Source organism: Oceaniglobus sp. K40-3, assembly GCF_055808395.1.
The window spans coordinates 44,251-58,758 of the sequence record NZ_JBVVRW010000003.1 but is presented as its reverse complement, the minus strand read 5'-3'; the positions used below and the strand labels follow the sequence as shown (position 1 = coordinate 58,758).

Here is a 14,508-nt window from a genome sequence, read left to right as displayed (position 1 = left end):
CGGCCCCCTCGCGGCAAGCCCACAACGCCAAGAATCATACTCCGGGTTACGTCGGGTCGGCCACTTTCCGCGTCAGGGTTGCACATATGACGTCTTGAGTGTGGTGAAAAATTCGCGCGCATGGCCACCCTGTTCGCGCGCGCCGTGGCTGCTGGATTTTGTACCGCCAAAGGGCACATGATAATCGACTCCGGCCGTGGGCAGGTTGACCATCACCATGCCTGCCTGGGCTTTCCTTCTGAAATCGCTGGCATATTTAAGGCTGCTGGTGCAGATCCCCGCGCACAGCCCAAAGGGCGTGTCATTGGCCACGGCAAGGGCGTGATCATAGTCGCGCACGCGGATGACGCTGGCGACAGGGCCGAACACCTCGTGGGTGTTGATCGTCATCTTCGGGTCGGTTTCAGTGATCAGCGCCGGTGACAGGAAAAACCCCCGAGTCTCACGGCGCAGCACCTCGCCCCCGGTGCGCAGATGCCCGCCCTGCGCCCGCGCCCCGGAAATGAAGGCCAGATTCTGCTGCAACTGGGTGTCATCCACCACCGGCCCGATATCGGACGCATCGTCCCAAGCGTGGCCAACGCGCAGGGCCGAAACCGCATCGGCAAGGCGGCTGACGAACCGGTCATGCACCCCTTCGGTCACGATCAGGCGCGACGACGCGGTACAGCGCTGACCGGTGGAAAAGAACGCGCCATCCAGCGCACATTGCACCGCCAGATCAAGATCGGCATCGTCCAGCACCACAAGCGGGTTCTTGCCCCCCATCTCAAGCTGGATCTTGCGCAGCATCGCCAGACTGGCCGCCGCCACCCGCGCGCCGGTGGCCTGCGATCCGGTAAAACTGATCGCGTCGATGGCCGGATCGTCGATCATCGCCTGCCCCACCACCGCGCCGGGGCCGATCACCATGTTGAACACGCCCGGCGGCACCCCGGCCCGGTGCAGGATGTCAGCCAGCGCCCAGGCCGAGGCCGGGACCAATTCGGCAGGTTTGAACACCACCGTATTGCCAAAACACAGGGCCGGCGCGATTTTCCACGCCGGAATCGCCAGCGGAAAGTTCCAGGGCGCGATGATACCCACCACCCCGACCGGTTCGCGGGTGATTTCAACGCTGACCCCGGGGCGCAGCGACGCGCCGGTTTCGCCGGAAAGGCGCAGCGCCTCGCCCGCGAAGAAGTGAAAAATATGCGCGGCGCGGGTCGCCTCGGCGATACCTTCGCGCGCGATCTTGCCTTCTTCCCGGGCCAGCAACCGGCCCAGTTCTTTGCGGCGCGCCAGCATTTCATCGCCTACCCGGCGCAAAATGTCGTGCCGTGTCTGGGGGGCGCCATGGCCCAGCCGGGCGCAGCGGCGCGTGCGGCGGCGATGGCGGCCTGGGTTTCGGCCACGCCCCCCTGGGCGAAGGTGTCGATCACATCGGTGGTGTCCGATGGGTTCACGTTCGCAACCCCGTGCGAGGTGCGCAGCCATTCGCCGCCGATCAACAGTGGTTTCAAAAACAGCCTCCAGAATGTTGCGGGCATCGGCGGGCGGCAGATCGTTGCGCCCCTGCATGGCCCCGGCCGCACGGTCGATATCGCTGTGCGCCACGCCCATGTCCGACAACCGCCCCTGCATCGGCAGATCGGACAGGAAATCGCGCAACCCGTCATCCAGCCGCGCCGCGCCCCCCATGATCGAACACAGCGCCGCGGGCTTTTCGCCGTCGGGCGCCACAATGGCCAGAATGCCCGGCAGGATCAGCCGGACAATCGCCCCGATGTCATGCCCGACGCCCAGGGCACGGGCCAGAACCTGTACCGGCCCCAGCCCCTTTTCCTGGGCCAGCATGGCATTCAGACAGGCCGCCATCAGATCGCGGCGCACCGGCAAACCATCATCGGCATCGTTCAGCCGGTGAATATTGCGGATGCAGCGCAGAAAACCGTCCAGCGCCATGCCGTCAGCCGGCGGGTTGAAGGCAACGGCAAGATAGCTTTCAAGGCAGCGCACCAACGACAACACCGAGGTCGCCTGACTGATCGAACGATCCGCCCCCAGAGTCAGCGTCGGATCGCAGATCAGGATCGACGGCAGGCCCATGCGCCAACTTTCCAGATTGCGGGTGCAGGGGTCGGGCATTCCGTCAACGCCGGGTATGGCGTAAAGATCAAGCCGGTTGTCCTGCCCCTCGGAAAGCGCGCGGCGGCATTTGCGCGCCACTTCGATCGCGCGGGACGATCCATAGGCAACGATCACGTCGATCGGGGTTTCGGCGTTCTGTTCCAGAACCGCCGCCGTCACCCCGTGCGGGTCGGCCAGTGGCCCCATCTGCATCGTCACCTGCTCCGATTGGCGCGGCAGCCCCGACAACAGCCGGTCCTGAAACACGCTCCCTTCAAGGGTGGAATCACACAGCAACAGCGGGCGGCGATGGCCCTGCCGCTCCAGCTCCGAGCGCAAAGCTTCTTCCAGCACGCCGTCGGCAAAATGCACGCGCGTCGGATAGGTGATCAGCGTCATGGCGCCACACCGAATTCAAAATTTCAGGAAAGACCGGGCGACATCCCTATGAATGCCGCCCAGAGATCATCGGTGCGCGTCAGGCCCCGATCAGTAAGAGGTTTTGCACTCTGGCACATCACGGCCCGGCAGGCCGATGGCATCGAATGCCTCTTTGCTCAGGCCCATGCGCTGATCCACGCCGTCCACCACCTTGACCACGTTGTTGGCCAGGGTTCCGTCTGCCTGTTCGGTCACCTCGGTGATATAGTTGGTGCCGATGGCCTGGCGGTTTTCATCCAGGGTGATCTTGCCGTTCGGCGCGTCCAGTTCCAGATTGCTCAGGCAATCGCGGAAATCGGCCTGACCTTCGCCCAGGGCGCCGTCAACCTGATCGACACACTGAAGCATCGCTTCGGTGGCGTTGTAATACCCGGTCGCAAACAGCGATGGCGAGGGAAAGCCGTCGGGGAATTCGGCCTTGTAATCGTTTACGAAGGCTTGCCACTTTTCGCCGTCATAGGTGTCGGCCTGGGGGCCGGACGACGGCACGCCGATCAGCGCATCCTTGGCAGACCCCTTGGAGTTCAGGACCGTACCGTCAACCATGATGGTGCCGCCGATCAGGTTGGCTTCGCCGCCGGCCTGCTGGTACTGGTTCAGGAAGTTGACGGCATCCCCACCGCCAAGACCAAGATAGATCGCATCGACCTCATCCGGCAGCGACGCGATGATCGAACCGAAATCTTTGGTGCCCAGCGGCACCCAGAAACGCTCGGTGATTTCGCCGCCTGCCTCGCAGAACCCAAGAGCAAAGCCCAGAACCTGCGTATAGATGAACGAATAATCCTCGCCGATGGTGGCGACAGTTTTATAACCTTTTTCATTGACGACATAATCGCCAAGACCGGCCGACCACTGGGCGCCCTCCATGTTGAACCGGAAGAAGTTTTCCGACGGATCAACATAGGTGGCTTCCTGCGCCCCAGAAATACCGTTGATAAAGGTCACGCCCGGCTGGGTTTTCGAATAGTCGCGGATCGCGATACCTTCGGACCCGGAAAGCGGCCCGATCACAATATCCACGCCGTCCTGTTCCACCAGCTTGCGCGCGCCGCGCACGGCGCTGTCGGGGGTGGTGTCGGTCGATACGGTGGTCAGTTCGATCTCGCGACCGCCGGCCATGTTCTTGTGTTGCTTGAGCGCAAGGTCGATACCGCGCACGCCATCTTCGCCCGGGACGGCATAGGTGCCTTCCAGCGTAACCAGCACGCCAACCTTGAGCGGCCCGGAATGTGCGTCAGCCAGCGCAGCGCCGCCTGCCGTCATCACTGCCAAGGCCGAAATGGTGCCAAGGAAATTCTTCGTCATCGCAAATCCTCCCATGTGGTCGATGCCACGTCTTCCTGCGCGCATCTCTGCTCTATCGTGGAGGAAAGGGACGCCGGGGCGGATCCCTTTCAGTGCGACTGCGTAACCAAGCGTCTTTTTTTAATGCGCAGCGGGCGATAATCCGTCACGCCGCACGTGCCACATGCATCAGGAATACGGTCTTTGCCACCGCGACCACTGTTGACCCCTCTTGAAAGGGCAGTGATGGCGCCGACAAAGCTCTGGCACAAACGCGGGCTGTGGCGCGCCTATTGCTGGTCCGGTGGCCGGCGCACGAAAAACCCGGCAACGATCAGGAAAAGCGAAAGCGCCGCCCCCCACAGGAACGCATCGTGCAACCCGGCAGCCGTTGCATCGACAAGGGCGGCGCCCTCGGCCATTTGCGCGCCGATGCGGATGGTCATAAGCGACACGAAAAGCGCGATACCCGCAGCCCCCGCAACCTGCTGGGCGCTGCCGATCACAGCACTTCCATGCGAATACAGCTCCTTGGGCAGCGACCCGAGGCCCGAGGTGAAAAGCGGCGTGAACAACAGCGCAAGGCCCGCGCTCAGCGCCAGATGCCCGGCCAGCACCATCGCCACCGGGCTGTGCACCCCAAAGGTCGTGGCGAACCACAACGAACCACTGACCAGAACCGCCCCCGGGATCACCAGCTTTCGCGCACCGACCCTGTCGAACAGGCGCCCGACAAACGGCGCCAGCAGCCCCATCAGCAACCCCCCGGCAACAGCAAAAGCCCCGATTCCAGTGGCGTCATCCCCAGCACGTTCTGCATATAGATCGGCAGCAGGATGATCATGCCGAACAACGACATCATCGCCAGCGCCAGCATCGCCACCGACACGGCAAAAACCCGGATGCGGAACGTCCGCAGATCCAGAAGCGCCCGATCCTGGGGGCCAAGAACAATCTGGCGCCAGATAAACACCGCCAGCACCGCACCGCCAATGGCCACCGGCACCCAGGGTGATATCGCGCCACCTTCGCCCCGCCCCTCGCCAAGGGCCGAAAGACCATAGACCAATCCGCCAAACCCCACCGCCGACAGTGGCACCGAGATCAGATCAAGCGGCACCTTGCGCGGCGTGGTGACATTGACCAGCCGCAGATACCCCAGCCCCAGCGCGCCCAACCCGATGGGCAGAACCAGAATGAACAACCAGTGCCAGCTGAGATAATGCAGGATGATCCCCGATATGGTCGGGCCAAGGGCGGGTGCGACCGAAATGACGATTGAAATGTTGCCCATGGTCTTGCCGCGGTTTTCCGGGGCGACCAGTGTCATCACGGTTGTCATCAGCAAGGGCATCATCATCGCCGTGCCGATGGCCTGAACGACGCGGCCCAGAATCAGCGCCCCGATGCCCGGCGCAACGGCGCAGATCGCCGTTCCCAGGCTGAAAAAACTCATCGCCATCAGAAACACCGTTCGGGTGTGAAATCTCTGAATCAGAAAGCCGGTGATCGGAATCACCACGGCCATGGTCAGCAAGAAGGCCGTCGTCAGCCATTGCACGGCGTTGGCCGAAACGCCAAGGGCGTCCATGAACCGTGGCAGGGCGACGCTCATCAGTGTTTCGTTCAGGATCACGGTAAACGCCGAGACCAGCAACAGGGCAATGACCAGACGGTCACGGCCAGCGGTGTCGGCGGCTGTGGCATTCGCGTTGCCGACTTGGGGGTCACTGCTCATTCCGGCCTCGCCATGTTCTGTTGGTCTTTAGCCTGCGCTATTTCACGCCCGGGCAATGCTGGCAATTCCTGAAATGAAGCGGCCCGGCGGGTTTATCCGCTGCGCCGGGTGCTTTCCGGGTCGTCGGATTTTTCCGATGGCACCAATGCGCGCACAAGGTCGCTCATTTGCAGAACCCCAACAGGATCACCCTCTTTCATCACGCGATAGCTGCGGTCCGTGTCACCCTCGGACAGCGCGATCACCGATTCCAGCGTGGCGTCGTGGTCGATTTCTGCGGTGTGTTCAGCCGTGTCGTTCCTGGGCTGCTCCATGACCGAACGCACCCGCAAAACGCGGGCGCGGTTGATATCGCTGACGAAATCTTCGATGTAGGGATCGGCCGGGTTCAGCAGGATGTGTTGCGGTTCGCCCTGCTGGACGACAAATCCGTCCTTGAGGATCACCAGATGGTCCGCCAGTTTAAGCGCCTCATCCAGATCATGGGTGATGAACACCACCGTTTTCTGCAACTCGTTCTGCAATTCGATCAGCAGATCCTGCATATCGGTGCGGATCAGCGGATCAAGCGCGGAAAATGCTTCGTCCATCAGCATTATGTCGGAATTGCTGGTCAGGGCGCGGGCGATGCCGACGCGCTGCTGCATTCCACCAGAGAGTTGATGCGGATACTGATCGCCCTGACCTTGCAGGCCAACGCGATCAAGCCACTTGCGCGCCTCGTCCTGATAGGCGCGTTCCCTCTTGCCCTCAACCGAAGGGGCAAGCCCGGCATTTTGCAATACGGTCCGATGGGGAAACAGCGCAAATTTCTGAAACACCATCGACATTTTATGTTGCCGCAACTGGCGCAACTGCTTGTCGCTATACTCCATGATATTTTCACCATCCACCCAGACCTCGCCTGCCGTGGGTTCGATCAGGCGGTTCAGGTGGCGGATCAGGGTCGATTTACCGGACCCGGACAACCCCATGATGACCGTGGTTTTGCCGGTGGGCATATCCACGTTGATATCATTCAGGCCCAGAACATGACCATGCGCCTCAAGCAGCTCGGTCTTGCCCATGCCCTCCCTGACCCGCTCCAGGGCCGGCAGGGGATCGTCGCCAAAAACCTTATAGAGATTGCGGATCGAAATTTTGATGCCTTCGTCGTTCATGTCCGTCACCTCCTTTTACGATTGGCTTGCGTTGATGCGGGCCAGTGCCGCCTTGGTCACGCGATCCAGAATAATCGCGAGCAGAACAATACCCAGCCCCGACAACAGCCCGACACCAAGTTCAAGCGAACGGATACCGCGCAGCACCAGCACACCCAGACCCGGGGCCGATACCAGCGATGCGATAACCACCATTGCAAGGCTCATCATGATGGTCTGGTTCACGCCCGCCATGATGTTGGGCAGGGCCAGCGGAATTTGAACATTGAACAGCTTTTGGCGCCTGGTCATGCCAAAGGCATCTGCCGCTTCGATCACGTCCTTGTCGACCAGGCGAATGCCAAGATCGGTCAGCCGCACCACCGGCACGATGGCGTAAAGAATGATGGCGATGCCGTAAAGTTTTGGCTCGGTCACCGAAAACAGAAAGATCAGCGGGATCAGGTAAACGAAGGGCGGCAATGTCTGGAGCATGTCCAGAACCGGTATCATCGACCGCTGCACACGGTCGCTGCGTGACATGGCAATGCCGATGGGCACCCCGAACAACACACAGATAAACGCACAGACAAAAATAATCGCCAGCGTTTGCATGGTGTAGTCATAGTAATCAACAAAGGCCAGAAACCCGAAACACAGCGCAACCAGCCCGACCAGTTTCAGGGACCGGGCAACGACATAGGCGACCAGCATAAGAAGCGGGATCATGATGAACCACGGCACCGCCTGCATCACCCAAAGCGCATTGTTGAGCGCCCAGCTGAGCGGTTGCGTCACCGGATCGACAACAACCTTGAGCGTGTCCTTGATCGACAGGAATCCTTGCTCTAACCCAGAGGTCAGTTCACGGGATTGCGGAAACGACGAACAGGCCTCGTGCAGCGCATCCATGGAGGGAAACGGCGTTTCCCATGGCGACACCTTCAGTTCCTTACCCGATGTTTCAGCCAGCAGTTGCGCCATGGAGGTCATGCCACCAGCATCATCCCCGCTTGCCCCACACCAGCCACGCAAGCCAAGCCCGTCGAAAACGAAATCGTAAATCGCCATTCATCCCTCATCCGGGCCGGTTCTTGTGGCCCTTTCTGTCATCACCTGAAAATGCGCGACCGGCCCGTCAAAGGGGCCGCGCCGCGCACCGGTCAAATCGTATCTGTCCGCGCTGCGGCTATCAGTTTTTGAGCAGGGCCGAGAGTTTGGCGCGCGCGTCATCGCTGAGCCAGGTGGACCATTTGTCCTTGTTGTTGGTCAGGAAATAAACGGCCGCTTCTTCGGTCGTCGCGCTGTTCGCGCCTTTCCAGGCCAAAAGCGCGCTCATCTCGTCGGTCGAAAAGCTCAGGTTGCGCATCAGCTCGGCGATTTCCGGCTCGCGCTCGGCAAAGGCGGTGGTGGCAACGGTGAACACCGGGCTTGGCGGATAGGCGCTCTTTTGCGGATCCTTGACGTCCGCATCCAGGTTCTTCTCGTGCTTTTCGGGGTCTGCGGGGCCGATATCAACCATGGTCATATCAAGACGCCCCATGAGCGCGGTCGGCTCCCAGTAATAGCCGAACCAGGGTTCGTGTTTCTCATAGGCCGCGGCAAGCGAGGCCGCGAGTGTTTCGCCCGAACCGTGATCGAACACTTCGATCCCCGCATCCTCAAGCCCATAGGCCCGCGCGATGTTGTGGTTGATGATGTTGCACACCCAACCGCCATCGGGGCAGTTGTTGAACCGGTTCCCGACCAGTTCGGGATTGTCGATGATGCCCTGAATGGTTTTCAACTCGGGGTGTTCTTCGGCCAGATAGGTGGGAATCCACCACGCCTCGACACCGCCGGGGTTCAGAACCTTGGTCAGATCCTCGATAACGCCGTCCGCCTTGAGTTTGTCATAGGCCTTGCCAGCGGAATTGACCCAAAGTTCGGTCACGATGTCCGGCTCGTTGTTTTCGGCAAGCGATGTCAGGGCCGGGATCGTGTCGGAGGGCACGCGGGTGACGGTGCAGCCGTAACCCTGTTCCATCAGAAACGATGCGATCTCGGTGGTGATGATGGCCGAGGAAAACGTCATCTCGGTAATGCTTACGTCGCCACAATCTGCGGCGGCAATGCCCGGGGCCATGATGGCACCGACAGCGGCAGTCATAATTTGTTTGATCATAGCATATATTCCCTATTTCTTGTTGTTTGCTAAGACAAGGACCGGGGGCCTTGGTCTCCAGGCCCCCGGTCAAATTCACAGGTGTCTTACTTTATCAGCGCCGCCAGCTTTTCCTTGGCGGAATCGTTGATCCAGCTGCTCCAAACGTCGGGATTGTTTTGCAGGAAATACACAGCTGCCTCTTCGCTGTTGGCATTGTTCTCGTCCATCCAGGCCAGAAGCTGGCTCATCTGGTCGGTCTTGAACTGGACCTTTGACATCATTTCGGAAACGTCGGGATGCGATTCCTGGAAATCCTTGGTCACGACGGTCAGGATCGGTGCCGTTGCGAATTCGGTCACGGCCGCGTCGGGGGAATCGGCATTCTGGTTCGCCAACTGCGCCGCTTCGTTCTCTTCGCCCAGGCTCACCTTGGTCATGTCGAATTTACCCAGAGGCGTGGTCGGCCCCCAGTAATAGCCGAACCAGGGTTCGCCGCTTTCGACAGCCGAGGCCATCGACGTGGCGAGTGTTTCGCCGGACCCGTGGTTGAACACCTCGATACCCGAGCTTTCCAGATCCATCGCGCGGATCAGGTTGTCATTCACGATCCGGCAGCCCCAACCATCGGGGCAGTTGTTGAATGTGCCGCCCACGAGTTCGGGGTTGGCCATCACGCCTTCGATGGTTTTCAGTTCGGGGTGTTCCTCGGCCAGATAGGTCGGGATCCACCACCCTTCAACGCCACCGGGATCAAGAACGCTGGTCAGTTCGACGATCTTGCCGTCGGCCTTGATCTTTTTATAGGCATCGCCGGCCGAATTGGGCCAAAGTTCCGGCACGATGTCGGGTTCATTGTTTTCCGACAGCGAGGTGACCGCAGGCGTGGTGTCGGACGGAACAATCGTGACATCGCAGCCATACCCCTGTTCCAGCAGGAAGTTCGACACCGCAACAACGACCCCGGCCGAGGCCCAGTTCATCTCGGCAATGGTGACTTCGCCACATTGCTCTTGTGCGAAAGCGGCAGTTGGGGCTGCGAGCGCAGCGAAGGCAGCGCCATAAATAACTCGTTTCATCGTGTATTTCTCCTTTAATTCTATCGGGCGGCCAACGGCTCTGGATCATCGCACCCCCCAAAGCGCCGGAACGTTTTGGACGCGCTTGCACGATCTTTCTGCCTGATCGGCACAAGATACCCGAGCGCTGCTCCAAGGCGTATGGCGCCTTCAGGGCACTGACCTAACCTGTCAGGGCTGAAGATCAACCAAATAAATGTCCGTTTGCGACATTGATAATGTCGCATTTATATGGTTAGGGACAGACGAAGACTCGCCCGCGCTTTTAGTCTGACACTGCGGCAGTCGAACCGCCGATTTCCAGGACAGGCGCGAACAGGCGCGACCCTCCGAAGGGGTCTTCGATCGTTTCTTCAATGCCTTCGATCAGGCGGTTCGCGGCGTAAGTTGCCATGTCAACAATGGGTTGGCAGGCACAGGTCAGGGTCGGACTCATGAGATCGCCCCAGGGAATCTGATCTATGTTGGCAATGGATACGTCCTGTGGACAGCGCAGGCCAAGGGCGCGAACGGCACGCAGGGTTGCAATGCCGGTTGTGTTGTTTGCCGTCACCACCGCCGACGGACGATCCGGCCGCCGAAGCAGTTGCAGCGCCGCATGAAACGCGATTGTTTCGTCGTACTGGCCGATCGCCAGATGACCCGGTGCAATCGAAAGCCCCGCTTTTGACAGGGCGTTCTGAACACCGGTCAGTCGCTCTTGCGCGCTCCATTGCGAAAGGTTGCCCGCGACGTGGCCGATGCGGCGGTGGCCCAGTGCAATCAGGTGGTCGACCAACAGGGTACTGGCCATCCGGTTGTCCAGCCCCACATGCACGGCCTCAATACCATCAAGCCGGTGACCGTAATAGACGAATTCGATCGGGCTTTGGGCAAGACGGCTGACATACCCGGTATCGGACCCCGACGGCATGATGATGGCCGACCGGACGTTGAGCTGTTCCAGCTTGGCAACGAATGCCAGATCGCGGGCGGGGTCGTGCAGGGCCGTGGCGGTAATCACGGTATAGCCCCGTTGCGTCGCGGCGGCCTGTACGTGTTCCAGAACGGTGCCGTTATGCGGATTCGTCAGGTCCGCAAGAATCAGCCCCACCATATTGTTGCGCCCGGTCTTGAGGCTCTGGGCCAGGGGGTTCGGTGCGTATCCCACCTTCGATGCCGTCGCCAGAATGCGCGCGCGGGTGTCGGCGGACACCCTGTCGGGGTCGCTGAACGCCAGCGAAACAGTGGACTTTGACACCGACACCGCCCGGGCGACATCTGCGACCGTTGCGCGTTTCGGGGAAGGTGTCGGCATCGCATACCTCGTCGTTGGATCGGCCCATGCGGCGCCTCAACTACATTGTTGACAAACGCCGTTTTGTCAACTTAACCTGCCATCGAACCGGTTCGATAAGGGAGTATCGAACCATTTCGCCGCATTCCAGGGAGGAATTTCGATGAAGACCTTGTTGAAGACCGGCATCATCGGCGTTGCAGCGTCGCTGCTTGCAACGACCGCGATCGCCCAGACCACCATCAGCTTTCGCTACAACGATCCTGACCCAGAGGTCATCGAGGCCGCCATCGAGGCATTCGAGACCGCCAACCCCGACATCGAGGTTGAGCTTGAGCGGATTTCCTGGGGCGATTCACGTACGCAGTTCCTGCGTGAGGCCGCCGTGGGTACCGGCCCGGATGTGGTGCATATCGCCTTTGTGTGGCCCCTTGAAATGGGCAGCGCGGGGGCGCTTTTGCCGCTGAACGATCTGATCGAGGAAAACGGCGCCGGCGCGGGATTTGACGATTTCATCGCGACGGATCTGGCACAGGGGCCAGAGGGCGAAATTTTCGCCCTGCCCTGGACGGCAGACACCTGGACGCTGGTTTACACGCCTTCGGTGCTGAAGGAAGCAGGCGTCGCGGTGCCCGAAACCTGGGATGATCTGTTGACGGCCAGCCGCACGGTCCATGAAAAGACCGGCAAGGTCGGGTTCGGCTTTCCGGCGGGCGGCGGCGCCACAAGCACGCCCTGGTTCCTGATCAACTATCACCTTTGGTCGAACGGTCACGCTCTGGTTGTCGAAGACGGCAACGGCGGGTTCAAAACCGGTGTCGACGCCGAGACTTTGGCAAAAAGTTTCCAATACTTCGCCGATTTCATGGGCGATGGCGGAAACCCGGAAACGAATATCGCCTATGGTGGCCTTGCCGATATTTCGACCATGGCCCCCATGGTCGCCGGCGATCAGGCGTTCACGATCATGCCGCCCAACGTCACCAAGGAAATGATTGCCACCCGCGCGGCGCAAACCGGATCGGACGAGGTGTTCTTTGCCTCTACCACCATCCCCAAGGGATCGGCGGGCGGAATCAGCCACCTGGGCGGTCGGATGCTGGGCATCAACGCCAATTCCGAACACCCGGAAGAAGCGTACAAGTTCATGCAGTTCCTGATTACGGAAAAGTTCTTTTCCGACTATCTCACGGCGCAGTTCCCGGCGAGCAAAAGCGCGTTGGCCGCGCTTGAATTCGCACCCGGGCTTGAGGGGTATGGCGAACAACTGCCCGCCGCGCGCACCTGGGGTGCCTATGCCGGTGGCAAGACCCCCATCGGCACAATGTGGAGCGAAACAGGCCGCGAGTTCGGCGCGCTTCTGATCGGTGAGAAAACCGCGCTTCAGGCCGCCGAGGGCCTTTTGGCCACGATCCAGGACATGATCGACAGCTAAGCTGCACAGCCCGGCGCGCACAATTTTCGCGCCGGGCTGCCTTTGCCCGCCACCTTGTCCCACGCAGGAACGCCATGCTCAGTTATTCCAAGGACCAGCGCAGGTTCGTCCTGTTCATGCTGCTGCCCGCGTTTGCGGTCATGGCGGGGTTTTTCCTGTGGCCAACGGTTTACAACATCGCCAACAGCTTTACCGACCTCAGCCTTCTGGGCCTGCGCAAGGGCGGCAATTGGGTGGGTCTGGACAATTACCGGGCAATGTTCCGGGATTCGGACTTTCGCAAGGTGCTGTATAACACGGTATTCTGGCTGACGCTGGTGTCGGTCGGGTTGCGGCTTGTGCTTGGGTTTGCATTGGCGGTGTTCATCGAATCCCACATCGTGCGCAAGCTGCGGCTGACGACGCCGCTTCGCATGGCCGCGCTTTTGCCCTGGGCGACGCCCGATATTGTGGCGGTCACCGTTTGGAAACAAATCTTTGACGGGCGCAGCGGCGTGTTGAACAGTTGGCTAAGCGATCTTGGCCTGATCGACCAGCCCATCGTCTTTCTGGGTGATCCCAATTTTGTCTGGCCGTCGGTGATCACGATTATCGTCTGGAACGGCCTGCCCATCATCACGCTGACCATGGCAGCCGCGCTGCAAAGCGTGCCCAGCGATCTTTACGAGGCCGCTGAGATGGACGGCGCCGGGGCATGGACCAAATTCTGGCACGTCACCTTTCCCCACACCCTTCCGGCGCTGGCGGTTCTGGGCCTGTTGACGACAATCTGGACGTTCAACAATTTCGTTTATGTCTGGATTTCCACCGCGGCAGGCCCCGGCAATTTCACCAATGTTCTGGCGACCGAGGTTTATTTGCAGGCCTTCGTGAACTTCAAACTGGGGCTTTCATCGGCCATCGGCACGTTCATGGCAGCCATCGCCATGATCTTCGGGGCGCTTTATTTCCACTATGTCGTATCCAGACGGTTTGCGGGGTTGATGTAATGAGCGATATCGCAGTTCCCTCTCGCCGCAAGAAACGCGGCCTGACCAAAAAACACGGCCCGGTCGCGATGGCCGCCGCGCTTGCGCTGGCCACGTTGGTCATTTTCTTTCTGGCCGCGCCGGTCGTGTGGATTTTCTGGGCCTCGTTCAAACCTGCCGCGGCCCTGATGGGCACGGGCGGGTCGGCTCTTGGCTTTACGCTCGATAATTACCGCACGGTCTGGGCCAGCGATTTTGGCAGGTTCCTGTTCAACAGCCTTTATATCTGCATCACCGCCGTCCTGATTTCCACAGCCATCGCGGCCTGCGCGGCCTATGTCCTGTCGCGCTATCGTATCCGCGCGAAAAAGTGGCTGTTCGGCATCCTTATCCTGACCCAATTGTTCCCCTGGGTGGTGATGATGACGCCGCTGTTCATCATGTTCGCGCGGGCCGGGCTGACCAACAATCATCTGGTGATCATGTTCTGTTACGTCGCCATCACCCTGCCCTTTTCGATCTATCTCATGGTCGGTTATCTTGAGGCGCTGCCCCGCGATCTGGACGAAGCGGCGCTGATGGACGGGTCGTCACGGCTTGAGGTGCTGCGCCATATCATTTTGCCGCTGATGGTGCCGGGCATCGTCGCCACGGCGACCTATTCCTTTCTGTTGATGTGGACAGAATTTCTTTTGGCACTGGCGCTTTTGACCAAGACATCGGCCAAAACGCTGCCGTTGGGCCTGACGTTGTTCTTTGGCGAAGACACGGTGGATTGGGGCGCGGTGATGGCCGCGTCGGCCCTGACCACCCTGCCCGCACTTATTCTGTTTCTGCCGGTTCAGTCCCGGCTGGTGGCCGGGCTGTCGTCTGGCTCGGTCAAAGGTTAGGAG

At 60.3% G+C, this 14,508-nt stretch carries 9 protein-coding genes and 3 pseudogenes; 3 read left to right on the top strand and 9 right to left on the bottom strand.

The genetic code is table 11. The features are described from left to right. Window positions 1-72: 72 nt before the first annotated feature. From AC0L7P_RS18695 to AC0L7P_RS18655, 9 genes and pseudogenes are all read right to left on the bottom strand, one after another. Window positions 73-1,529 (bottom strand): annotated as a pseudogene (locus AC0L7P_RS18695) (aldehyde dehydrogenase family protein). A gap of 94 nt (window positions 1,530-1,623) precedes the next feature. Beyond that, window positions 1,624-2,088, bottom strand: a pseudogene (locus AC0L7P_RS18690) (dehydroquinate synthase/iron-containing alcohol dehydrogenase family protein); the annotation flags it as partial. Between the two features lie 510 nt (window positions 2,089-2,598). Continuing rightward, window positions 2,599-3,858, bottom strand: coding sequence for an ABC transporter substrate-binding protein (locus tag AC0L7P_RS18685; protein ID WP_473435665.1), 1,260 nt, complete (start codon window positions 3,856-3,858; stop codon window positions 2,599-2,601). Window positions 3,859-4,127: 269 nt separating this feature from the next. Next, window positions 4,128-5,575 (bottom strand): annotated as a pseudogene (locus AC0L7P_RS18680) (MDR family MFS transporter). Between the two features lie 92 nt (window positions 5,576-5,667). Next, window positions 5,668-6,735: a quaternary amine ABC transporter ATP-binding protein gene (locus AC0L7P_RS18675; protein ID WP_473435664.1), complete on the bottom strand. Its 1,068-nt coding sequence runs from the start codon at window positions 6,733-6,735 to the stop codon at window positions 5,668-5,670. Between the two features lie 15 nt (window positions 6,736-6,750). After that, window positions 6,751-7,785 (bottom strand): ABC transporter permease, encoded by a 1,035-nt coding sequence (locus AC0L7P_RS18670; protein WP_473435663.1) that lies wholly within the window; start codon window positions 7,783-7,785, stop codon window positions 6,751-6,753. Window positions 7,786-7,906: 121 nt separating this feature from the next. Beyond that, the gene (locus tag AC0L7P_RS18665) at window positions 7,907-8,878 is read right to left on the bottom strand and encodes an ABC transporter substrate-binding protein (protein ID WP_473435662.1); all 972 of its coding nucleotides are present in this window, start codon (window positions 8,876-8,878) and stop codon (window positions 7,907-7,909) included. An 86-nt stretch (window positions 8,879-8,964) separates the two neighbouring features. Next, entirely contained in the window at window positions 8,965-9,936 is a 972-nt protein-coding gene (locus AC0L7P_RS18660) for an ABC transporter substrate-binding protein (RefSeq protein ID WP_473435661.1), read from the bottom strand. A gap of 265 nt (window positions 9,937-10,201) precedes the next feature. Beyond that, a complete protein-coding gene (locus AC0L7P_RS18655; protein WP_473435660.1) occupies window positions 10,202-11,233 on the bottom strand; it encodes a LacI family DNA-binding transcriptional regulator in 1,032 nt (343 codons plus the stop codon). A 142-nt stretch (window positions 11,234-11,375) separates the two neighbouring features. On the opposite strand from AC0L7P_RS18655, the gene AC0L7P_RS18650 reads away from it, so the two are divergent. The 3 genes from AC0L7P_RS18650 (at window position 11,376) to AC0L7P_RS18640 (ending at window position 14,505) form a co-directional block, all read left to right on the top strand. After that, window positions 11,376-12,647: an ABC transporter substrate-binding protein gene (locus AC0L7P_RS18650; RefSeq protein ID WP_473435659.1), complete on the top strand. Its 1,272-nt coding sequence runs from the start codon at window positions 11,376-11,378 to the stop codon at window positions 12,645-12,647. A 74-nt stretch (window positions 12,648-12,721) separates the two neighbouring features. Then, entirely contained in the window at window positions 12,722-13,636 is a 915-nt protein-coding gene (locus AC0L7P_RS18645; protein ID WP_473435658.1) for a carbohydrate ABC transporter permease, read from the top strand. Continuing rightward, window positions 13,636-14,505, top strand: a complete 870-nt coding sequence (locus tag AC0L7P_RS18640) for a carbohydrate ABC transporter permease (protein WP_473435657.1) — start codon at window positions 13,636-13,638, stop codon at window positions 14,503-14,505. The genes AC0L7P_RS18645 and AC0L7P_RS18640 overlap by 1 nt, the downstream gene beginning before the upstream one ends. The last annotated feature ends 3 nt before the right edge of the window (window positions 14,506-14,508 follow it).